A 23,315-nucleotide genomic window follows, 5' to 3' on the forward strand; every position below is an offset into this window, starting at 1 on the left:
AAGCAGACTCCTGGGGCTGAAGGGCGGCCGACGTGCCCGTAACGACGGGTGCGGCCTCGCGTCATGAAAAGGCTTATTGACCGAAACGCCGAAGCGGGCAAGGACGAGAGCACCCCATGACGTCTCGATCCAAGGTGAATTACGATGACGGAAACCCATCTCCAGCTCGGTCAAACGACCGCAACGCCCCTGTCCCCCGAGGAGGCGACGCTCGACCGGGTGCCGAACCCGCACCCCGATACGGATTATCTCGCCCGGTTCACGGTGCCGGAATTCACGTCTCTGTGCCCCGTGACGGGTCAGCCCGACTTCGCGATTCTCGTGATCGATTACGTGCCGGGTCCCTGGCTCGTCGAGTCGAAGTCGCTCAAGCTCTATATGCACAGCTTCCGCAACCACGGCGCCTTCCACGAGGATTGCACGGTGGCGATCGGCAAGCGCCTCGCGGGATTGCTGGAGCCTCGCTTCCTGCGGATCGGCGGTTATTGGTACCCGCGCGGCGGCATCCCGATCGACGTGTTCTGGCAGACGGGCGAGATCCCTAAGAACCTCTGGCTGCCCGACCAGGGCGTCGCGCCCTACCGCGCCCGCTGAGGAGCCGGCCGCCTCAGCACCATCGAGGCGGTCAGGCCGACGCCCAGGATGATCAGAGCGGCCGTCGCGGTCGAGGCGGCCAGCCCGACATGGCGCAGGCCGAAACCCATCAGCACGACGCCGAGCGCCTGCCCGCAGAAGAACGAGAACGCATGGAGCGCGACCGCCGAAGCGCGTGCCTGCGGCGCGACCTCCGTCACCTGGACCTGGAAGGTGTTGTGGAGCATGTAGAAGCCGAGGCCCATGAGCAGCAGGGCGGCGAAATTGAATTTCCAGTCTCCTGCGAAGCCCAGGGCCACGAGCGCCGCCGCCGCACACAGGCCTCCGCCGAGGAGGATCCGGCCGATCCCGAGATTCTTGAGCATCCACGTCACGAGGGCGGAATAGACGAGGCCGCCGATGGCAAAGCCTCCAATGGCAAAGCCCGCCTGCGCCGCCCCGCCTCCGCCCCGCTCTTCGAGCAGGGGAGCGATGTAAGGGACGATGCCGAAGAGCGCGATGGCCTCGATGAAGACGGAGCCGAAGAGAAACAGCGCGCGGGGATTGGACAGGATGTCCCGATAGCGCAGGATCGCCATGCGCGGATCGAACCTGCCACCGCCCACGGCCCCTCGAAAGCCGACCATCGTCGCGGCCAGGGCGCAGGCCATCATGAGGGTGGACAGGCCAAACACTCCGCGCCAGCCGATCCATTCCGCCAGGAGCCCCGCGAGCGACGAGCCCGCGAGCTGGCCGACGATGACGGCCACCAGATAGCGGCTGAGCGCCACCTGGCGCTGCGCCATCTCCACCCGGTCGCCGATGAGCGCGATGGAGAGCGGCACGGCCCCACCCGCTGCCGTGCCTGCAACGATCCGGAGCCCGAACAGCGTCGCGGCGTCGGGCGCGAAGTACGATCCCGCGAGCGCGAGGAAGAGAAGCGACAGGGCCACCTTCATCACGCGCTCCTTGCCGAGCGCATCGCCGATGGGCCCGAGGACCGGCTGGATGAAGGCATAGGGCAGCGCGAAGGCGGCCGAGAGAAGCGCAATGGTCTGCGCCGGCGAGTTCAGATCGCGGGCGATCACCCCGACCATGGGCTCGACCGCGCGGGCGGAGAAGGTGCTGGCGAAGCCGCTGACGGCCAGGATCAGGATGAGGTTGCGCGAGGACATGACGCTCTGAGGAAGAAGGCCGTGAGAGGAGAGCTTTGCTCCATATCACGGCCCTGCCCTTAGAGGAGGCACAGGAATGCAAACCTGCCCCTCCCGTTCGTCATGAGCCCCCGGTTGTCATGGCCAGGCTCGTCCCAGCCGTCTCGGTTTCGAGAGGCGCTACGCCTCTCGTGCCGAGATCACCGGCCCAAGGCCGGTGATGACGTGGTGGAGGATCGTATTAAGAAGTCTGTTAAGACCTTCCCTTGGCCAGCGCGTCGAAGGCCTTCAGCTGGGCGAGCAGACCCTCGAGCTCCTTCAGGGGCACCATGTTGGGACCGTCCGAGGGGGCTTTGTCCGGATCCCGATGCGTCTCGATGAAGACGCCCGCCACGCCCACGGCTACCGCCGCACGGGCCAGAACCGGCACGAATTCCCGCTGCCCGCCGGAGGTCGCGCCCTTGCCGCCGGGCTGCTGCACCGAATGGGTGGCGTCGAAGATCACCGGCGCGCCGGTCTCGGCCATGATCGGCAGGGAGCGCATGTCGGAGACGAGGGTGTTGTAGCCGAACGAGGCGCCGCGCTCGGTGAGCATGACCTTCGGATTTCCGGCCGCCCTCACCTTCTCGGCGACATTCGCCATGTCCCAGGGGGCCAGGAACTGGCCCTTCTTCACGTTCACCACTCTGCCTGTCCGGGCCGCGGCGACCAGAAGATCCGTCTGGCGGCACAGGAAGGCGGGGATCTGGAGGATATCGACCACTTCGCCCACCGGGGCGCATTGGTCGTTCTCGTGCACGTCCGTGATGACGGGAAGGCCGAGCTTCTCCTTCACCTCGGCGAAGATGGAGAGCGCCTTGTCGAGACCGATCCCGCGGGCGCTCGAAATCGAGGTGCGGTTCGCCTTGTCGAAGGACGACTTGTAGACGAGTCCAAGGCCGAGCTTGCCCGTGATTTCCTTGAGGGCCGCCGCCATCTCGAGCGCGTGATCGCGGCTCTCCATGGCGCAGGGCCCGGCAATGATGCTGAGCGGCAGATGATTGCCGAAGCGGACGGAACCGGCTTCGACGATAGCGTGTGTCTGTTTGGTATCGGTCATGATCCCGTCACCTACTCCGTTTCACGCCGGACGGGAAGCGGGCATGTTCCGTCTGCAAACTTCAGAACGTCATCGAAGCCGCGTTGATAATGCCCGCGGACAGGGAGGAGGCGCCGAGGAACAGGGCAGCGGCCATCTCGCCCCCGGCGATCCGCTGAGAGAGATTCGGCATTACGATCCGGACCAGCCAGTAGACGACGATCTGGACCGCGAGGGCTACGAGGCCCCAAACGAGCAGATCGACGATGCCCTGGGCGTGGACGATGGCGCTGCCCAGCGGCAGGGCGAAGCCGACGAGGCTGAACCCGAGAGCCGTCGAGGCCGAGATCACGTTCTGCCGGATCAGGGCGAACTCGTTATGCATCGTCGCCAGGGTATAGATGCCGAGATACAGCGCCACGAGCGCGACGGCGATGACGAAGAAGACCAGGAAGTCGAACAAACCCGCCAGAGTGGAAGTCACAATCAGCCCCTACGATTCATTTTTCATGATCGTTAAGGGGACATGGTTAATTTATTGTGTTGCCTCGAAGGCGATGGCGACGCCGAAGGCGGCGCTGGCGGGCACGACGAGCCGGCTGCCCACGTGCTGATAGGGGACCTCTGCGGCGTCCAGGCGCTTGGACTGGACGAGAATGTCCTCCACCCGGACGGTGAAGGCCACGAAGCAGGGCTGGCCCATCTCCACCTCGACGGACACGTAGCTTTCCGCAGCATCATCCGGCGTCATCACGTCGAGATGGGAATCTGCGAGACGGAACGACAGATCGTGCAAGGCCGGGCTCGTCGGGGTGACGCCCGTGAAATCCGTCAGGAACCTCTTGCAACGGTCCGGGTCCGGCGCAGCCAGGGCGACCGTCGCGAGACCCGTGGCTCCATTCTCGTGGACCTGGAACGCCGGATTCCAGAAATTCTCCGGGAAATGCTGCTGACACACGAAGAAGCCGGCCTTCGGCGCAGACTTGTCCGCCGCGAAAGCCAGCGAGAAGGCCACCTTCGTCTCGGTCCCGTCAGGCTTCTTGCCCGTGCGCTCGAAATGGAACGGCTCGAAGGAGCCGATCCCCTTCTGTGCGAAAGCCGCCGCGTCCGCCTCGGCGTCCCGGCTGTCGAGCACCAGCATGGCGAGGCCCTCGCGGTCTTTCAGATAACCCTGAACGAAGGCCCCGAAGCTGAAGCGCCCCTGCTCATGCGGCGGGATCTGAGCCCCCTCGCCCACCGTGATCAGTTCGAGGAAGGTGCCGGGAAACTGAACGATCCGGTTCTCCGTGCCCCATGCATGCCGGTTGCGCGCGCCGACCTGGAAGCCGAGACGCCGATAGAGGTCAGCGGCCTTGTCGAGGTCGTGAACGGCAATGACGAGGTGGTCGATCCGGCGGGTCATCAAGCTCAGTTCCTGTCCTTCGATGCTTAAAACCTAGGGCAGTGTTCACTCTTGCAATAGGAGCGCAAAACGAAAGCGCCGGCGGGAATGACCCGCCGGCGCCACTGAGGGGATGTCAAACCAACCTGCTCTGCTCCACGGCCGCGTGGATGAAGCTCTTGAAGAGCGGGTGCGGCTCGAAGGGGCGCGACTTCAGCTCAGGATGGTACTGGACGCCGATGAACCAGGGATGGTCCTCGTATTCCACGATCTCGGGCAGAACGCCGTCGGGAGACACGCCGGAGAAGCGCAGGCCCTTGGCCTCCAGGCGCTCGCGATAGGACATGTTGACCTCGTAGCGGTGGCGATGGCGCTCGGAGATTTCCGTGCCACCGTAGATCTCGGCCACCTTGCTGCCGGGCGCGAGCTTCGCCTGATAGGCACCCAGGCGCATGGTGCCGCCGAGATCGCCGCCTGCGGCGCGCTTCTCGAGCTCGTTGCCGCGCAGCCATTCGGTCAGAATGCCGACCACTGGCTCCGGCGTCGGGCCGAACTCGGTCGAATTGGCATCCTTGATTCCGGCCAGGGAGCGGGCGGCCTCGATCACCGCCATCTGCATGCCGAAGCAGATGCCGAAATACGGCACCTTGCGCTCGCGGGCGAAGCGGGCCGCCCGGATCTTGCCTTCCGCGCCGCGCTGGCCGAAGCCGCCCGGCACCATGATGCCGTGAATACCCTCCAGGAACGGGGCCGGGTCCTCGTTTTCGAAGATCTCGCTCTCGATCCAGTGCAGGTTCACCTTCACCTGGTTGGCGATGCCGCCGTGATGCAGCGACTCGATGAGCGACTTGTAGGCGTCCTTGAGGCCCGTGTACTTGCCGACGACGGCGATGTTCACCTCGCCTTCGGGGTTATGGACGCGCTCGGAGATCTTGGTCCAGCGGCTCAGATCGGGGCTCTTGGAGCTGTCCAGCCCGAAAGCGGCCAGCACTTCCCCGTCGAGGCCCGCCTCGTGATAGGCGAGCGGCACGTCGTAGATCGAGCGGGCGTCGCGCGCCTCGATCACCGCCGTCTCGCGCACGTTGCAGAAGAGCGCGAGCTTGCGGCGCTCGTCCTTCGGAATCTCGCGGTCCGTGCGGCAGAGCAGGATGTCGGGCTGGATGCCGATGGAGCGCAGCTCCGCGACCGAGTGCTGCGTCGGCTTGGTCTTCAGCTCACCCGCCGAGGGGATGAACGGCAGCAGGGTCAGGTGGACGTAGATCGCCTGCCCGCGCTCCAGATCGTTGCCGAGCTGGCGGATCGCCTCGAAGAACGGCAGGCCCTCGATGTCGCCGACCGTGCCGCCGATTTCGACGAGCACGAAGTCGAAGCCCTCGTTCCCCGTGAGCACGAAGTCCTTGATGGCGTTGGTGACATGCGGGATCACCTGAATCGTGGCGCCGAGATAATCGCCGCGCCGCTCCTTGGTGATGATGTCGAGATAGATCCGGCCCGTGGTGATGTTGTCGGCCTTGGACGCCGGAACGCCGGTGAAGCGCTCGTAGTGGCCCAGGTCCAGGTCGGTCTCGGCACCGTCGTCGGTCACGAAGACCTCGCCGTGCTGATACGGGCTCATCGTTCCCGGATCGACGTTGAGATATGGGTCGAGCTTGCGAAGCCTGACCTTGTAGCCGCGTGCTTGGAGAAGCGCTCCCAGGGCGGCCGAAGCCAGACCCTTGCCGAGCGAAGACACCACGCCGCCGGTGATAAATACGTACCGCGTCATGGACCCCTATCCATTAATAAGGAGCGCCGATTCGCAATGCGCGAATCGTGCCACTCCGAGACCATCCACAAAAGAAGAGGGCCGGAGTTCCGGCCCTGCTGCTTGGCTTACTGCTGAGGCGCTGCGGGCGCCGGCGCCGGAGCATTGGGCGCTGGAGCCGGGTTCGCCGGCTGTTCGCCCTGGAGACGTTGCAACTGCTCGAGCACGCTGCCGCCCTGCGGCGCCGCGGGAGCAGGCTGACCGGCGGGAGCCGTCGGGGCGGCCCCGTCCAGAATGGAACGCGGCCCGCGACCCGTCGTCGCCATGACGGTCAGCGCAATGCTCGTCACGAAGAACAGACCGGCGAGAATCGCAGTGGCGCGGGTCAGCGCATTGGCCTGGCCGCGACCGGTCATGAAACCGGATACACCGCCGCCGCCGCCACCGCCGAGCCCCATGCCGCCGCCCTCGGAGCGCTGCAGGAGAACCACGCCGATCAGGGCGAGCACGATGATCAGGTGGACAATAATGAGAACTGTTTGCATCGTTCCAAAAACCTCAAGCGGCTGCGCTTGAAAATGCGTCAGCCGCTCGCAATCCGTTCGTTGCGGCGGCCTGTAACACAGGTGGGCGCAGGATCAAAGACCCGCAAGGGCGCTTTTGTTGTTGAAGCGCCCTCCTTTATCCCCTGTCGTCATCCCCTGGCTCGACCCGGAGATACCCGTCTTATGGGCCTGGAGCTTTCCCAAAACGGGGATGGCCGGATCAAGCCCGGCCATGACGGGTTAGAGAGGGTCAGGCTGTGCCTATCCCAGGTAGGCGCCTGCAATGGCAAGGAAATCGGCCGCCACGAGGCTTGCCCCGCCCACCAGAGCGCCATTGACGTTCTCGACGGCCATCAGCTCGGCCGCATTCGAAGGCTTCACGGAGCCGCCGTAGAGAATCCTCACCCGGCCGTGATCCGCCTTGCCCACCAGGCGCTTGAGCTCCTCGCGGATGACGGCGTGCACCTCGGCCACGTCGGCGGCGGTCGGGGTCAGGCCCGTTCCGATGGCCCAGACGGGCTCGTAGGCCACCACGAGGTTGTGGCTGTTGGAATCGACGGGGATCGACCCGCGAAGCTGCTTGCGGACGACGCTAAGCGCCTTGCCCGCCTCGCGTTCCTCGCGGGTCTCGCCCACGCAGACGATGGCGGTCAGGCCCGCCCGATGGGCCGCGACGGCCTTGGCGCAGACGTCGGCATCCTTCTCGCGGTGGTACTGCCGGCGCTCGGAATGGCCGACGATCACATAGGTTGCGCCGGCATCGGCCAGCATCTCAGCCGAAAGATCGCCGGTGAAGGCGCCTGATTCCTTGGCGTGGCAATCCTGGCCGCCGACGGCGACGCGGGAGCCGACGCAGGCGACGGCGAAGCTGTGCACGAGGGTTGCCGGGGGGCAGACGACAAGCTCGACCTTGGCCTTCAGGCCTGGGGTAAAGCCGACCTGAACCTCGCCCAAGACCTCGTGGGAGGCCTTGAGACCGTTCATCTTCCAATTTCCCGCCACCAACGGGCGCGGTCTATCGACGCTCATTCCAGAACTCCTGTCACGCTTGATAACTTGGCAGTAGCAGAGCCTTAAGGCTTCTTTCAACCGACTTGCCCTTTTCCCCGGGCCTTTGATGGGCTATCGGCCTTCTAAACGAGTTTTTTGAGAACGGGTTCACGATGCTTCGGAACATGCGCAAGGCTGGGCAGACCCTGGTCGGCAAAATCATCGCCACCGTCTTTTTCGTCGGGCTGATCATCAGCTTCGCGGTCTGGGGCATTGGCGACATCTTCCGCACGAGACCTGAATCGACGGTCGCCGAGGTGGGCAAGACCCCCATCACGGTCAATCAGGTGCGCAACGCCTATACGAACCAGCTTCAGCAGCTGAGCCGTCAGTTCCGCACCGTGATCAGCCCCGAGCAGGCCCGCCTGTTCGGCCTCGACCAGCAGGTGCTCAACTCGCTCGTCACCGAGGCCGTCATGGCCGAGGAGGCGAAGCGTCTGGGCCTGTCCGTCTCGGACGAGATTGTTGCCCGTTCCATCATGGAGAATCCCGCCTTCAAGGGACCCGACGGCCAGTTCAACCGCGCCCTGTTCGATCAGGCGCTGCGCAATGCCGGACTCTCGGAGCCCGGATTCATTCAGGAGCAGCGCGCCTCCATGGCCCGCGCCCAGCTGGCCGAAGCCCTGGCCGGGGACGTGACCGTTCCGGCAGCGGCGAAGGAGGCCCTGCACCGCTTCGCCGCCGAGCGGCGCACCGCGTCCTATTTCGTGCTGAACGCCGGGATGGCGGGTGACATCCCGGCCCCCACCGACGAGCAGCTCAAAAGCTTCTACGAGGAGCACAAGGCCGGCTACCGCGCCCCGGAATACCGGGCCGTCAACGCCATGGCCCTCGACGCGGCCGCGATCGCCAAGCCCAACGACGTCTCGGATGCCGACGCGCGCCAGTATTACGACCAGCAGAAGGCGAAGTACGGTCAGCCGGAACGCCGCACGATCCAGCAGATTCCCTTCACCTCCATGGACGACGCGCAGGCGGCCTCCGCCAAGATCAAGGAAGGGACGGACTTCGCCACCGTCGCCGCCGAGCGCGGGGTTTCCGCCTCGGGTCTCGAACTCGGCACTTTCTCGAAAGCCGAAATGCTCGATCCCGCCGTGGCCGATGCTGCTTTCAGCCTTCCTGAGGGTGGCGTGAGCGACCCCGTCCAGGGCCGCTTCGGTCCGGTGATCCTGCGCGTGACCCAGATCCAGCCCGAATCCGTCCGTCCCTTCGAGGAGGTCGCATCCGACATTCGCGGTGAAATCGCCCGCGAGCGCGCCCAGGACCAGATCGAGCGGATCCACGACGAGATCGAGGACCTCCGCGCCGGCGCCAAGCCGCTCGCCGACATCGCCAAGGAGAAGGGCCTGACCCTCGTCCAGGTCCCCGCCATGGACGCCCAAGGCCTCGACAAGGCCGGGAAACTGGTGAACGCGCCCGACCGCGACGCCCTCGCCAAGGCGGCCTTCGCCTCGGATATCGGGGTCGACAACGAACCCCTGCGCGTCGCCTCCGGCTACGTCTGGTACGACGTGACGGGGATCGAACCCTCCCGCGAGAAGACCCTCGACGAGGTGCGCGACCAGGTTGCCGCGCAGTGGCGCGAGGACCAGGTCAGCCAGCGGCTCGCCGAGAAGGCCACTCAGCTCACCGAACGTCTCGACAAGGGCGAGGCCATCGAGGCCGTGGCCCAGGACGCGAGCGCAGACGTGAAATCCGCCGCCGATCTCGCCCGCAACGCCGCCAAGGACGACCTCTCGGCTGATGCCGTGAACCGCATCTTCGCGACTCCCGTCGGCAAGGTGGGCAACACGGCGAACGGGTCCGATGCACGCGTCGTCTTCAAGGTCACGGCAGCCACCGTGCCGCCCATGGTCACCACGACCCAGGAAGCGCAGAATGTCGAAAACCAGCTGCGAAACGGCATGAGCGACGATCTGATCAATCAGTACATCGCCCAGGCCCGCCAGGATCTCGGCGTCACCGTCAACTCGCGCGCCTTGCAGCAGGCGACCGGCAGCGGCGAACTCTGAGCCATGAGCATCGCGCCCGATTTCGAGACCTTTGCGCAGGCCTACGGGGATGGCGAGGCGGGTGTCCTGCGCGCCACCCTCGTCGGCGACCTGCTGACCCCTGTCGCAGCCTTCATCAAGCTGCGGCACCACCGGAAAGGCTCCGCCTTTCTGCTGGAATCCGTCGAGGGCGGCGCCACCCGCGGCCGCTTCTCGATGATCGGTCTCGATCCGGATCTCATGTGGCGATGCCAGGACGGCGTGGCCTCCATCGACCGGAATGCGCTCGCCCGCGACAGGCAGTTCGTCACCGACGAGCGCCCTGCCCTGGACAGCCTCCGCGCGCTCATCAAGGAAAGCGCCCTGCCGCTCTCCGACGATCTTCCGCCCATGGCGGCAGGTCTCTTCGGCTACCTGGGCTACGACATGGTGCGCCAGATGGAGCGCCTCCCCGAGCCCAGCGCAGATGTTCTGCAAGTGCCGGACGCCATCCTCGTCCGCCCCACGGTGATGGTGGTATTCGACGCGGTGAAGGACGAGATTTCCCTCATCACGCCTGTGCGCCCGCAACCCGGCGTTTCGGCGAAAGCCGCGTACGAGGCCGCCCTGTCCCGGCTCGACGCTGTGACGCACGCCCTCGAGCAGCCGCTCCCCATGGAGGATCGCAGCGATCCGGCCGCCATCCACTTCGACCCGCCGGTTTCGAATACGACGCCGGACGAGTTCGAGGCCATGGTCGCCAGGGCGAAGGAATACATCCGCGCGGGCGACATCTTCCAGGTGGTGCTGTCGCAGCGCTTCGAGGCGGCGTTCCCCCTGCCCGCTTTCGCGCTCTACCGGTCCCTGCGCCGGGTCAATCCTGCTCCCTTCCTCTGCTATCTCGACTTCGAGGATTTCCAGATCGTCTGCTCCTCGCCTGAAATCCTGGTACGGATGCGCGACGGCAAGGTCACGATCAGGCCGATCGCCGGCACGCGCCCGCGCGGCAAGACCGCCGCCGAGGATCGGGCCCATGCGGAGAGCCTGCTCGCCGACCAGAAGGAGCGCGCCGAGCATCTCATGCTGCTCGACCTCGGCCGCAACGATGTGGGCCGCGTGGCGGAAATGGGGACCGTGCAGGTCACGGATTCTTTCTTCCTCGAATATTACAGCCAGGTCATGCACATCGTCTCGAACGTGGAAGGCCGCCTCGATCCCTCGTTCGACGCCCTCGACGCCCTCGTGGCGGGCTTCCCGGCGGGCACAGTCTCGGGCGCGCCGAAGGTGCGCGCCATGCAGATCATCGACGAGTTGGAAAAGGACAAGCGCGGGCCCTACGCCGGCTGCATCGGCTATTTCGGCGCCAATGGCGAAATGGATACCTGCATCGTGCTGCGCACAGCCGTGGTGAAGGACGGGCGCATGGCCGTCCAGGCCGGCGCCGGCATCGTCTACGATTCCGATCCGGCCTCCGAGCAGCAGGAATGCATCAACAAGGCGAAGGCCCTGTTCCGGGCGGCGGAAGAGGCCGTGCGGTTCGCCAGCCAGGCGAGGATCGGCCAATGACCATCGTAGCGGCAATGCTTCCCTTGACCGGGCCCGCCGCATACGCGAACGTCGGTGCGCCATGACCCGCGTTCTCGTGATCGACAATTACGACAGCTTCACCTGGAATCTGGTGCATCTGCTCGGCCCTCTCGCAACCTCCGTGGAGGTGGTGCGCAACGACGCCATCACCACCGACGAGGTGCTGGCCTCGCAACCTGACGCCATCGTTCTGTCGCCCGGGCCCTGCACGCCGAACGAAGCCGGCATATGCCTTGATGTCGTGAAGCGGGCCTCACCCGAGATCCCGACCTTCGGAGTCTGCCTCGGTCTTCAGACCATCGGCCAGGTGTTCGGCGGAACGGTGTCCCGCGCCCCCCTTCCCATGCACGGCAAGGTCTCGGAGGTGGAGCATCGTGGGGAAGCGGTCTTCCGAGGCATCAACGGCCCCTTCAAGGCGACCCGCTATCATTCGTTGATCGTGGACCGAGAGACATGCCCGGAGGAGCTTTCGGTCACGGCCGAAACGGCCGACGGCCTCGTCATGGGCCTGTCACACCGCTCGCTTCCCATCCATGGCGTGCAGTTTCACCCCGAGAGCATCCTGTCCGAGCACGGGGTGACGATCATGCGCAATTTCTTCGACCTGGCGGCTGCCTGGAATGCCAAGCAGCGCCGGACCGGCGCAAGTCCTGCTTGAACCCCAAGTCCGGCTTGACCCGCCGCTCAACCCCAAGGCAATGAACCGATGGAATCCTTCAAATCCTATCTCGCTAAAGTCGCAACCGGCGCTGCTCTGACCCGGGACGAGGCGCGATGGGCATTTGACGACCTGCTGTCCGGCGAGGTGACGCCGGCGCAGGGCGGGGCCTTCCTGATGGCGCTGCGGGTTCGCGGCGAGTCCCTCGACGAGATCGTCGGCGCGGTCACCGCCATGCGCGGCCGCATGCTGCCGGTGAAAGCGCCGGACAATGCCATCGACATCGTCGGCACGGGCGGCGACCATTCCGGAAGTTACAACATTTCGACGCTTGCTTCGATCATCGTCGCGTCCTGCGGCGTTCCTGTCGCGAAGCACGGAAACCGAGCCGCGTCGTCGAAATCCGGCACGGCGGACGTACTCTCCTCGCTCGGCGTAAAGCTCGGACTCACCCCGACAGAACTGGAGCGCTGCGTGAACGAGGCAGGCCTGTGCTTCATGTTCGCCCAGACGCACCATGCTGCGATGCGTCACGTGGCTCCCGTCCGCGTGGAGCTCGGCACGCGCACGATCTTCAATCTGCTCGGGCCTCTCGCCAATCCGGCCGGCGCCAAGAACCAGCTTCTCGGCGTCTTTTCGGAGGCCTGGCTCGAGCCCCTCACCCAGGTTCTGAAAGAGCTCGGCTCCCGGCGCGTGTGGACCGTGCACGGCTCCGACGGTCTCGACGAAATGACCACCACCGGCCCGACCTTCGTCGCTGCGCTCGAAAACGGCGCCATCCGCCGCTTCACCGTGACGCCCGATGAAGTGGGGCTGCCGACTGCGAAGCTGGAAGACTTGAAGGGGGGCGACCCCGAACACAACGCGAAGGCTCTGCGCGCCGTGCTCGACGGTGCGCGCAACGCCTATCGCGACGTGGCGCTGCTCAATGCCGCCGCGGCTCTCGTGATCGCCGACGCGGCAGCGAACCTGCGCGAGGGGCTGGAGCGCGCCTCGCAGGCTCTCGACAGCGGCGCCTCCAAGGGCACGCTCGAGCGCCTCGTCAAAGTCTCGAATGCATGAGGCGTCGCAATGACCGATGTTCTGAGCAGGATAGAAGCCTATAAGCGCCAGGAGATCGCAGCCGCGAAGGCGGCCGTTTCCATGGAGGAGATGAAGCGTCGAGCGCTGCAAGCCGCGCCTCCGCGCGGCTTCGCGAAGGCTATCGAGCGGCATCTCTCTCAAGGACGCCCCGCGCTGATCGCCGAGGTCAAGAAGGCGAGCCCCTCCAAGGGACTCATCCGCGCGGATTTCGACCCGCCGAGCCTCGCCAGGGCTTATGCGGAGGGCGGTGCGACCTGCCTCTCTGTTCTGACCGACGAGCCCTCGTTCCAGGGCAGACCCGAATATCTGAGCCAGGCGCGCGAGGCCTCCGGGCTTCCGGCGCTGCGCAAGGATTTTCTTTTCGAGCCCTATCAGGTCTACGAGGCCCGCGCCTGGGGGGCAGATTGCATCCTCGTCATCATGGCGAGCGTCTCGGACGCGGAGGCGCGCGCGCTGATCGACACCGCACATGAACTCGGCATGGACGTGCTGGTCGAAGTGCACGACCGTGCCGAGCTGGAACGCGCGATCCCGCTCGGCACGAAGCTGATCGGCATCAACAACCGCAATCTGCGCACCTTCGAGGTGTCGCTCACCGTGAGCGAGGCCTTGGCCCCGCTCATCCCGTCCGACCGCATCATCGTCGGCGAGAGCGGGATCTTCACGATCGAGGACATCGAGCGCCTCACGAAGGTGAATATCCGCACGTTCCTGGTAGGCGAGAGCCTGATGCGCCAGGCGGATGTCGCGGCGGCCACGAAACGTCTCCTGTTCGGCGAGGCGGCATGACGAAGCTCACGCACCTGGATGCGAGCGGCGAAGCCAACATGGTGGACGTGTCCGAGAAGGACGTGACCAGCCGCACCGCCATCGCGGAGGGATGCGTGGTGATGCAGCCGGAAACCCTCGCGCTGATCCGCCAAGGAGACGCCAAGAAGGGCGACGTGCTCGGCACCGCGCGGCTTGCGGGCATCATGGCCTCGAAGCGCACCCACGAACTGGTCCCTCTCTGCCATCCGCTCCTCATCTCCAAAGTGAAGGTGGATTGCACCTTGGACGACGCGCTTCCCGGCGTGCGCGTGACGGCGGAGGTGAAGGTGTCGGGTCAGACCGGCGTAGAGATGGAAGCGCTCACCGCCGTCTCGGTTGCGTGCCTCACGATCTACGACATGGTTAAAGCCGCCGACAAAGGCATGCGCATCGAGAACGTGCGGCTTCGCATGAAGAGCGGCGGACGCTCCGGAGTGTTCGAGGCGCCATAATCGACGAGGCTGTTTGATCAGAATGCGTTCCCCTCGTATGTCTTTTCTTGGTCGCGTGATCCTACCGGTGAACCGGTTCTCCCTTCACCGGATCATGCTTTGAGAGGCGCCATGAGCCTGATTTCGGTCGAGGATGCCCTGTCCCGTGTGCTGGCAAGCGTGGAGCGACCTGTCTCCATCGAGCATGTGCCGCTGTCGTCCTGCGCGGGCCGCGCCTTGGCGGAAGACGTGAGCGCTCGGCGCGACCAGCCGCCCTTCCCTGCCTCGGCCATGGACGGCTATGCCCTGCGCAGCGCCGATGCGGCGCAGGTTCCCGCGACATTTCAGGTGATCGGCGCGAGTGCGGCGGGGCAGCGATTTTCCGGGACAGTCGGGCCGCACCAGGCCGTGCGCATCTTCACCGGCGCGCCCCTCCCCGATGGCGCGGACACAATTGTAATCCAGGAGGACACCGAGGCCGCGGGCGATCGGGTGATTGTAAAGGAGGCCCCGCGTCGGGGGCAGCATATCCGCAAAGCCGGCCTCGATTTCGCGGCGGGCGACGTGCTGCTGCAGGCCGGGCTTCGCCTCGATTCCCGCCATATCGCCCTGGCCGCCGCCATGGGGCATGGAACCCTCCCCGTGCGGAGGAAACCCCGCGTCGCCATTCTGGCGACAGGCGACGAGCTTGTGCGTGCCGGTGAACAGGTGGGCCCCGACCAGATCACGGCATCGAGCCTACCCGCGACGGCGCTGATGGCGGAGAAGGCAGGAGCCGAGGCCATCGACCTCGGCATCGCGCGCGACACGCTCGAATCCTTGGAAGAACGGATCCAGGCTGCGCGCGATGCTGGCGCCGATATTCTCGTGACGCTCGGCGGCGCCTCCGTGGGCGAGCACGATCTCGTTCAGAAGGCGCTGCAGCGCCAGGGCATGGAACTCGGCTTCTGGCGCGTGGCCCTGCGCCCCGGCAAGCCGCTGATGCACGGCAAGCTCGGGGACATGCTCCTGCTAGGGCTTCCCGGCAATCCGGTCTCCACCCTCGTGTGCACCGTCCTCTTCCTCATTCCGGCCGTTCGCGCCCTGCTTGGCGATGCCCAGCCGGATGCGGACCCAGCGGAGGACGCGATCCTCGGCGCGGATCTGCCTGCCAACGGCCCACGCCAGGATTACATGCGCGCGTCGCTCGCCTGCGAGGAGTTCGAGATTTCCCTTTCCCAAGGCCCGGGGCGCATGGTTCTGCCGGTGGCAACGCCGCACATGATGCAGGATTCATCCATGCTGAGCATTCTCGAACGCTCGCAGACCCTCCTCGTCAGGCCGCCCCATGCACCGCCCGCACAGGCTGGCGAGCCTTGCCGGATCATCCGGCTGGAACGCTTCTGCTGAAAGGAACGAGCCGCTTCGGCTTGCAGCCGGGCGACAGGGAGCGGGGTTCAAAGACGAGCGTCAACGCAGAGCGCAAGCCCACAGCCGGCGACCGGATCGCGCAGGGAGGAACGGAGCGCTTCCGCGCTTGAGGTTGGGCCCAGCGCAGGAGAATCCTTCACGATCGCGATGCCGGTGTAACGACGGCCGCGCGGTCGCGCCCTGCCCTGTCCCACTCGCTGGACCGTGTCAGCGCCTTTACCTTCCAAGGCATCAGAAGATGCAGTTGCCCCATGTCAGGTGCTATCAGCTTCTGATTGTCGAGCCTCTTTCGGTGCGAAACCGATACGGTTTTCGCGTTCGATGCCACGACACACGCTCGCCCTGGGTCGCCCTGCGATGCCCATGCAGATGAATGGTCCGATCCTATCAAGCAGTGAAGGTGTGATGGGGTCGGCGTGATTGTGCCGATCGACAGGCCCTTAGGCTCGTGAACATGCTCAAACAAAAAGCCCCGGCAGGCTGGCTGCCGGGGCGCGCGATTGGAGAGACCTCATCCTCAGATGACGAAGAAATCCTTCTCGGTGAGGTTCAGGTTCTTGGCCAGGGTGGCGAACGCCACCGCCTTGGCAGAACCGGATCCGTCCTTGTCGAAGTACAGAATGCCGTTCTTGCTGTCGTAGATGATGTAATCGTTGCCATCCAACGCCTTGTCACCTTTGACGAAAAGTCCTTCTTCAGCTTCCCGGGCCGCGCCATCGTCCCGCTGCCGATCTTGGTGAAGATCTTGTTCTCGAGCCAGATCGAGTCGTTGGGCACCGAGAAGTCCAGGATCTTGTCGATGTTCTTGGTCGCGTTCAGTTTGGTGTTGAAGATGAAGATGTCCCTGCCGGCTCCGCCCTTCAACATATCGTTCCCCGCGCCGCCGTTAAGCTTGTCATTGCCGGCGCCACCATAGAGCGTGTCCTTGCCTGCCCCGCCGACGAAGTAGTCGTTGGCGGCAGAGCCATTCGTGCGCTCGGCGGTCCAGTCGGCCACGTTGATAGTGACATCCTGCAGGAACGAGAGGTTGTTGGTCGGGTCGTTGTCGCCGTCCGCAACCGTGACCTTCAGCTTGAGCTTGTGGCTTCTCGCCTGCTCGTAATCCAAAAGGAAGCCGTTGGCCACCTCGACGGACTTGCCGTCGGCGCCGATCTTGAAGCGCCCATCGGTATTCGTCACCGTGCCGTCAGCGAGCACGATCTGATACGAGAAGGCGTGCTGCTTCGTGTCCTCGGCCGTGAGATCGCCGACTTTGGTGCCAGGGGCCGTGCTGAGCTCCCGAGGCGCAATGAAGGTCGTAAACCCGGCCTTGGCGGCGATCGAGTCGATCCGGATGGTCTCCGTCGTGCCGTCCGTACCATGCTGACCGTCCGTGACCTTCACCGTCAGGACCGTGCTCTCCACCGAGCCGATCACAGCGTTTGTACGCGTGGCGGCATCGAACTTCAGGAGATCCATCACGACCCGGAGCTCGGCGGCAGTCCCTGTAAAGCGATAGATGATGTCCCCACCGGCTGTCCGCGTGACCTGCGCAGGATTGAAGAAGTCACCCAAACCGTCCGGAACAACGAGCGTTCCGTTGGCCTCATGGAACTTGATCTCAACCGTGAGGTCGTCACTATCGACGAAGGTCAAGCCCTTCAGAGCGAACATGCCGCTTTGGGTATCGAGGACCGTCCACGATCCGGTGCCGTTGTCCACATTGATCACCGGGAAGGCATTGCCGCTCACACTCGTGACAACCTTCACCTCGGTATTGGTGACGGTATTCATGCCGTCGCTGACCTTGAGTTCGAAGACAGTGTTAAGGTCCTGGCCAACGTTAGGGTAACCGTCGCGTGGGTTGAATTTCAGGCCACGGAGGATCGCGTTCAGCTGCTCCGCGGTTCCGGTGAAAGTATAAGTCACCACTTCGAAGGGATCGGGGCCACTCACACTCGTCGCCATATCGGCGTTCTCCAGCGCACCATTGGTGCTGAGGAACGAAACCCTCAACGTCAAGTTCGTGCTGTCCGCATCGGCAACCGTCACAATGTCCTTGAACGGCGACACGCTCGGAGCCGTATCCCACGTATTGGTCGTTGCGTGCGCAGCATCGACCGTGATCGTCGGCGCCGTGTTGGCCGGCGGCTGGGCCACGTCCTTGACGGTGATCGTCACGTTGCCGGTCGTGGTCGCGTTGGCCGCGCCCGAGCCGTCATTGGCCACCACCGCATAGGTCAGCGGCGTGTCCTGCGTCACGTCGGCCACCGTGCCGTTGGTCTGGATCAGGTTGCCGACGATCTTGAACTTGCCGTCGGCGCTGATCAGGCCGTTCGAGCCGGCCTGCGCGTTCTGGAACGTGTAGGTGATGACTTGGTTGTCGCCATCCTGCGCCGCCAGCGTCGCCACCGTCTGGTCGCTGGCCGTGCCCTCGTTGACGTTCACTGCCGTCGCCGGGCTCGGCGGCGGATTGTTGGCGGGGGTTTCAGCGACGTTATTCGCGTAAACACGAACAGTCCTAGTCGTTGACTGTGCATTTTGGCCGGTCGGGACACCGTCCGGATCGTAGCTGCCTTGATCCGTCGCCCTGACAATGACTTCGACGTATTTCATGCCGTTCTTGGGATCGGCAGGGTCGTTCACGACCTTGGTCATCGTCTCCCAATCGAGCTTGATACCATCCCTGAGCTTCAGAGTCCTGCCGTCGGCAGCGATCTCGAACATCGCGCCATCGAGACCGGCGTCGATGGAGTAGAGGCGCGGTCGCTCCCCAGTGATTGGATCCTGCCACCAATCGTCATCCTGGTCGAAAGAACTCAGAACGCCGATGGCGATCCCCATCTGCTCCTCGTTGACCGTATCGTTGGTCGTAGCAACGTTCTCAGGGGCGTCATTAACGTCCGTGATCGAGCATCGGCCGTTGATGATATAGCTATCGGCCGAGCCCGCCGTGCTTACGAATTTGTAGGCATTTTTAAAAAGACCGGCCTCGGTTTCGAAGCTGATCTTCGTCGTATCGGCGACGACAAGGACCCAATCGCCGACGTTCCAACTTGGAGGAGTCCCAGTATCGGCGGCCGTGGCCTTGATAACGTTGAAGCGGCCGCTATCGGTTCCAGGGGCGCCGTTCGCCGTGTCAGGGGTGAATGTCAGGGTGCCAATGTTGGTCTCATTGGCAGGAAACCCCGTGATCTTGGCAATGACCCAGCCGTTAGGGTGGTTCTCAGCAAAACCGACATTGTTGAAGCCAAGGTTTTGCGACTGATTGACTGGCGTGATGGTAAGATTTGTAGGCATAGGAGCCCTCTCGAACAGAAGCTGGAAACAATGCCATTGTTACGTAACAGCATTGCATCTGGTTGACAATCCAGGGCACATGCCCTTCGCGGGCGCCTGTTGGCGTCATGGCTGAGTTCAGCCGCGGGCCGGTCCGGATGTAGGCCGGACGGGAATGACCTCCCGCCCGGGATCTCGTTTAGATGATGAGGAAGTCGTTAATCGTGAGGTCCGGCTTCTCGGTTGAGAAGGTGGCGATCAGCTTCGCGCTGAATCGGGTGCCGCTACCGTCTCCATCGTACCAGAGCCGAGCCACGGTCCCTGTCTTCTCGTAGATGATACGCGTGGTTCCCGACAGCCCCGTCGCAGGCGAACCCAAGTGGAACTGCGCATCGCTCAGGGCGTGACCCACATTGCCACTACCCAATCTAAAGATGTCCCACTTCAGGTGGATCTTGTCGCCTTCGGAGACCTTGAAATCGACGATCGTGTCGGTGTTGTTCGTCGCCGCATCCGTATCGAAGATGAACACGTCGCTACCCTCACCACCGGCAAGGATATCGCGACCAATGCCGCCCGACAGAGTATCGTTCCCGTTGTTCCCAGAAAGGTTGTCGTTGCCCAAGAAACCGAGGATGAGGTTGTTGACACCATCGCCGACGGCAGTTTCACCAATCCAGTCGAGCACGCTGATCTGTTGATCGGCGACCGTGCTGACACCTCCGTGATCATCGGTTGCGACCAGCTTGAGATTGAAGAGCGGATTGGCCTCCGCGTCGAGCATCAGAGGATTCGAAACCTGAAGCTCGTTGCCTACGATCTTGAAGCGTCCGTCATCCTTCACCAATTGGTTCTGGCTGTTCATGATCCAGTACTCAAGCGGGTCGTGATCCACATCTGTCGACTCGAGTGTGCCGATGAGAGTGCCAGGCGCGTCGAACTCGAACACATAGGCTTGCGACAAGGTCGGAGCCGTCGGAGCGGTATTTGCCCCCGCAGCCTGCACCGTCACCGTCTGCACCTGCGACTGCAAAAAGTGAGCCTCGTCGCCTTCCTTATAGGCCACAACCGTGAACGTGTGTGCGCCACCCAGATCGGCGTCGGTCACGTCTGCCCTCAGCTTCACGTGTCCGCTGGCGTCGATGGTGAAGAAGTGATCCTCGCTTTCATCGCTCAGAGTCCTGCCGTCCGACAACAGGAACTTGAACACGTTGTTCCGATACGTGGGGTTCGTATCCTGATCGACCGCGCTCACGGTGGTCACGACATCGTTCGCGTGAGAACCCACGCGCACCGTCGCTGGAACGGGGACATTCACCGCCGTCGGCGCATCGTTCGCGTCGGTGACGTAGACCAGGATCTCCTGCGGGGTCGATGCATTCGTGCCATCGTTGGCCACCACCTGCAGGCGATAAAATCTATTGCCGCTCTGATCCTGCTCGAGCCCCGCACCGGGAGTGGTCACGATCGGAGCCTCGTAGTCGAGGGCCGTCTGCACCTTGATCTGGTTGCCTTCGATCACGAAGTGACCGGCGCCGTCGAAGCCCGTGACGAAGGAATAGGTCAGCGCCGAGGGGCTCTCGTCCGTGGCGGACAGGAGGCCGACCAAACCAGTCACTTGTAGGTCTTCGGCCACCGCGCCACCATCCAGATGAATATCCGTCGGCGCCGCGTTGTTGTGCGGGCCGCCAGCCCAGGCATCCACGGTGACCGTTCGGTAGGTTAAGGCGCCTCTGGTATCGGACAGGATCACTGTGAAGCCGGTCAACTCCGATGCGCCATCTGGGTCATTGGGACGAGACCGCGTGTGGAATCGAAGCCCGTGGACGATGGCAGTCACCTGCTCGGCCGTGCCGGTTACACTCACAAAACCGTCCGTGTAGTCGAATGTGGCGCCAGGGAAATTATCTAGAACTGGCTGGTTCTCGATGGCACCCTGATTGGCCTGGAAGAAGATCTGGGCCGTGATGAAAGTGCTCGGATCGTTGTCGTTCCCGCCATCCTCGGCATCAAAGAAGCTGAGATGCTGGAAAGGATCGACGACAGCGTCGTCATCCACCGTCCAGTTCAACGGACCGTCGATCGTGATGACTGGCGCCGTGTTGTCGGGATCCACATCAGTGACATAGACCCGGATAGTCTCGGGCGCGGAGGTCTGCCCCCCAGCTGTCGCCGTGACCTGGACATCATACCACCGCTGACCGCCGGGAACCCCGTCGCTGCCTGGAGCGGTCTCGTAATCGAGCGGGCCGGTGACCACGAGGAACCACTGGCCGCCGATTTCCCGGGCTTCGAACGGCATATTCTGGCCGACGACATCGAAATGGGAGATGGCATCTCCATCATCGTCACGGGCCTCCAGAGGAGCGCCGATCGCTAGGTTGACTCCCGTATCCTCACGGATATCCGGGATATCTTGATGCGCGACAACTGGCGGGCTGTTCCCCTGTGGCACGTCGTTGACGGTGACGGTGAAGGGCAGCGTATCGGTCAGATGGCCGGACGCGCCGTTCTTGTCCTTAACCGTCAGGGTGAGCGTGAAGGTCGTGGTTGTGGCCACCGTCAGCTTGCTTTGGTCGGCCACGACGATCTTCAGGTTCTGCGGATCGGACGCATCCACCCGGAACGCGCCGTCCATACCCACCGGGTAGCCCGTGAGTTCGTACACGAAATGCTCGTTCGCATCCGGATCGGTCAACGTGAAGGTCGCCAGCGGATCATTCACTGCAGCCGTCTCGTTGATCGACACCGTCGCATTGGTCGTTGCGAGATGCGGAGCCTCGTTCACGTCGTTGAGATAGACCTTGACGATCTTCTGGCCGGACAGCTGACCGTTCGGTATCCCCATCTCCTTGGCGCGGACCACCACCTCGAAATACTTGCGCTCCTGCGGGGTGCCGGGGAACTCGGTGAAGAGACCGATATTGGCCGCCTCGTAATTGGCGCCCCCCGCGAAGGAGATCACGCCCGTCATGTTATTGATCGAGAAGAGATTGCCCGGATTAGTGACGATTTCGTACTCCACATGGGAGCCGCCCACATTGTCGTCCTCCGAATGCACCGTCGCGACCGTCGGGACCGCGCCGCTGTTTTCGCTCAGTTCCACGACGGAATCGTTGACGATGACCGGAGTCCCCGGAGGCGAGTTCACGGTTGACGGATTCACCGTGACATCGAGGGGCTTGATGATGGAATAGCCGTTGCCGCCCTGATCCGTGATCTTCACATAAACCCTGATCACTTCCGGTCTAGACACGTCAGGCAGACCGCCGGTACCGACCGTGATCTGGCCCGTCATCGGATCGATGGCGAAGGCGTTACCGGTATAGACGGTGTTGCCGCTCGCGTCGGTCACCAGCTTGAAGCGGAAGTTCCGATTCACGTCCCTGATATCGGGATCGATGACCGGGCCGTTGAGCGAGGCGACGGGCGTGCCCACCTGAGCGGTCTCGTTCATGGCGTTGACGTTGTAATTCGCGTCGGTCGGAGCTTCGTTCACATCGGCAACGTTGATCGTCAATGCCTGAACGGCGCTGTAGAGGCTGCCGTCCTTGACCCGGACATAGATCGTGTACTGCCCGTTAGTGGCGGCCTCGTAATCGATCACTCCCCTGCCTGGTGCGAGGCTGACAACGCCTGTGTTCGGATCGATCACGAACAAGCCATTGGCGCTGGCAGTACCGGTAGCCCCACCGTTGGACGGATCGAACTCGTAAGTAAAGGTCGTGGTTCCGTCGGGATCGGTGGCTCTCAGTTGAGCCGTGAAAGCGGTATTTTCCTGAACCGCCGGCAGGCTCGTCGAGTTGTTGCTCCACGTCGGCGCGTTCGGTGCCTCGTTGATATCCGAGACGTTGATGATCAGTTCCTGAGTGTCGCCAAAGTTGACCCCATCCCACGCCCGCACATAGATTTTATGGAACTTCGCGCCACTCGGCAGAGATTCATAATCCAACTCGCGGCCTGGTGCCAAGGTGACGAGGCCGGTGGACGAAACGATTTCGAAGAGCCCGCCCGCATTCCCGACATTACCCGAGGGATCGAGCCCCCAGCTATAGCGCAAGCCTGATGTCGTCTCCGGGTCGGTGGCGACGACGCTTACGCTGAAAGGCCGAGTTTCTTGTACGCTGATATTGGTCGGATTGCCCGCAAGGTTCCACTTCGGAGCGGTCGGCGCCTCATTGGCGTCGAGGATCTCCACCCAGATATCACTGTTATCTGACTTCAGGCCGCCATTGGCGATGTCCGTCTCCTGAGCGTAGGCCGTGACCTTGACATATTTCCGGGCGCCTTCGACCCTCACATCCAGCCCTGCGGTCAACGCCTCAAAATCCAACCCTGAACCAGTGAGGAAGATCTCGCCGTACTTGACTCCATCTTGCTCGATGGTCCTGATCCCGAACTTTCCGTTGAAGTCGCTGACGAGCCTGTAGTCGAGCGCTCCGCCAACTCCGTCGTCTTGCTGATTCACCCCCATTGAATTGGTCCACCTTGAAGTATGTCTTGAGGCAGACAGGAGGACCACAATGCCCAGGAAGCGCCACAAGCCGGAAGAGATCGTCGCCAAGTTACGTCAGGTCGATGTA

Annotated in this window: 17 protein-coding genes; 8 read left to right on the top strand and 9 right to left on the bottom strand. The window is 63.7% G+C overall.

The genetic code is table 11. The annotated features are described in order from the left end of the window. Positions 1–138 precede the first annotated feature (138 nt). On the top strand, positions 139–594 hold the full coding sequence (gene queF / locus ACS5Q0_RS21720; RefSeq protein WP_473128754.1) for a preQ(1) synthase: 456 nt from the start codon (positions 139–141) through the stop codon (positions 592–594). Here queF and ACS5Q0_RS21725 read toward each other — a convergent pair. The 7 genes from ACS5Q0_RS21725 to tpiA form a co-directional block, all read right to left on the bottom strand. Further along, entirely contained in the window at positions 579–1,748 is a 1,170-nt protein-coding gene (locus ACS5Q0_RS21725; RefSeq protein WP_473128737.1) for an MFS transporter, read from the bottom strand. The two genes, queF and ACS5Q0_RS21725, sit on opposite strands and share 16 nt — an antisense overlap. Positions 1,749–1,980: 232 nt before the next feature. Then, positions 1,981–2,826, bottom strand: a complete 846-nt coding sequence (gene kdsA / locus ACS5Q0_RS21730) for a 3-deoxy-8-phosphooctulonate synthase (RefSeq protein ID WP_473128738.1) — start codon at positions 2,824–2,826, stop codon at positions 1,981–1,983. 61 nt (positions 2,827–2,887) lie between these two features. Then, positions 2,888–3,289 carry a DUF350 domain-containing protein gene (locus tag ACS5Q0_RS21735; RefSeq protein WP_134499622.1) on the bottom strand — a complete coding sequence of 134 codons (402 nt, stop codon included), beginning with the start codon at positions 3,287–3,289 and terminating at the stop codon, positions 2,888–2,890. Between the two features lie 51 nt (positions 3,290–3,340). Continuing rightward, positions 3,341–4,207 (bottom strand): VOC family protein, encoded by an 867-nt coding sequence (locus ACS5Q0_RS21740; protein WP_473128739.1) that lies wholly within the window; start codon positions 4,205–4,207, stop codon positions 3,341–3,343. A gap of 115 nt (positions 4,208–4,322) precedes the next feature. Then, a complete protein-coding gene (locus ACS5Q0_RS21745) occupies positions 4,323–5,951 on the bottom strand; it encodes a CTP synthase (protein ID WP_473128740.1) in 1,629 nt (542 codons plus the stop codon). Positions 5,952–6,058: 107 nt separating this feature from the next. Then, the gene (gene secG / locus ACS5Q0_RS21750) at positions 6,059–6,475 is read right to left on the bottom strand and encodes a preprotein translocase subunit SecG (protein WP_473128741.1); all 417 of its coding nucleotides are present in this window, start codon (positions 6,473–6,475) and stop codon (positions 6,059–6,061) included. A 261-nt stretch (positions 6,476–6,736) separates the two neighbouring features. Further along, entirely contained in the window at positions 6,737–7,504 is a 768-nt protein-coding gene (gene tpiA, locus ACS5Q0_RS21755) for a triose-phosphate isomerase (RefSeq protein ID WP_473128742.1), read from the bottom strand. Positions 7,505–7,650: 146 nt separating this feature from the next. Here tpiA and ACS5Q0_RS21760 point away from each other — a divergent pair, with 146 nt between their 5' ends. From ACS5Q0_RS21760 to ACS5Q0_RS21790, 7 genes are all read left to right on the top strand, one after another. Then, positions 7,651–9,537 carry a peptidyl-prolyl cis-trans isomerase gene (locus ACS5Q0_RS21760; RefSeq protein WP_473128743.1) on the top strand — a complete coding sequence of 629 codons (1,887 nt, stop codon included), beginning with the start codon at positions 7,651–7,653 and terminating at the stop codon, positions 9,535–9,537. Positions 9,538–9,540: 3 nt separating this feature from the next. Beyond that, positions 9,541–11,061, top strand: coding sequence for an anthranilate synthase component I (gene trpE, locus ACS5Q0_RS21765; protein ID WP_473128744.1), 1,521 nt, complete (start codon positions 9,541–9,543; stop codon positions 11,059–11,061). A 61-nt stretch (positions 11,062–11,122) separates the two neighbouring features. Continuing rightward, positions 11,123–11,740 carry an anthranilate synthase component II gene (locus ACS5Q0_RS21770; RefSeq protein WP_473128745.1) on the top strand — a complete coding sequence of 206 codons (618 nt, stop codon included), beginning with the start codon at positions 11,123–11,125 and terminating at the stop codon, positions 11,738–11,740. Positions 11,741–11,788: 48 nt separating this feature from the next. Beyond that, positions 11,789–12,802, top strand: a complete 1,014-nt coding sequence (gene trpD, locus ACS5Q0_RS21775) for an anthranilate phosphoribosyltransferase (RefSeq protein WP_473128746.1) — start codon at positions 11,789–11,791, stop codon at positions 12,800–12,802. 9 nt (positions 12,803–12,811) lie between these two features. Next, a complete protein-coding gene (trpC, locus tag ACS5Q0_RS21780; RefSeq protein ID WP_473128747.1) occupies positions 12,812–13,612 on the top strand; it encodes an indole-3-glycerol phosphate synthase TrpC in 801 nt (266 codons plus the stop codon). After that, a complete protein-coding gene (gene moaC / locus ACS5Q0_RS21785; RefSeq protein ID WP_473128748.1) occupies positions 13,609–14,085 on the top strand; it encodes a cyclic pyranopterin monophosphate synthase MoaC in 477 nt (158 codons plus the stop codon). Before trpC ends, moaC begins: the two co-directional genes overlap by 4 nt. A gap of 111 nt (positions 14,086–14,196) precedes the next feature. Further along, positions 14,197–15,453, top strand: coding sequence for a molybdopterin molybdotransferase MoeA (locus tag ACS5Q0_RS21790; RefSeq protein WP_473128749.1), 1,257 nt, complete (start codon positions 14,197–14,199; stop codon positions 15,451–15,453). A 570-nt stretch (positions 15,454–16,023) separates the two neighbouring features. On the opposite strand, the gene ACS5Q0_RS21795 is transcribed toward ACS5Q0_RS21790, so the two are convergent. Both ACS5Q0_RS21795 and ACS5Q0_RS21800 read right to left on the bottom strand, forming a co-directional pair. Then, complete coding sequence (locus tag ACS5Q0_RS21795) at positions 16,024–18,753, bottom strand: hypothetical protein (protein ID WP_473128750.1); 2,730 nt, start codon at positions 18,751–18,753, stop codon at positions 16,024–16,026. 178 nt (positions 18,754–18,931) lie between these two features. Next, entirely contained in the window at positions 18,932–23,200 is a 4,269-nt protein-coding gene (locus tag ACS5Q0_RS21800) for a cadherin repeat domain-containing protein (protein ID WP_473128751.1), read from the bottom strand. Positions 23,201–23,315 lie beyond the last annotated feature (115 nt).

The organism is Microvirga sp. HS2, from assembly GCF_055792805.1.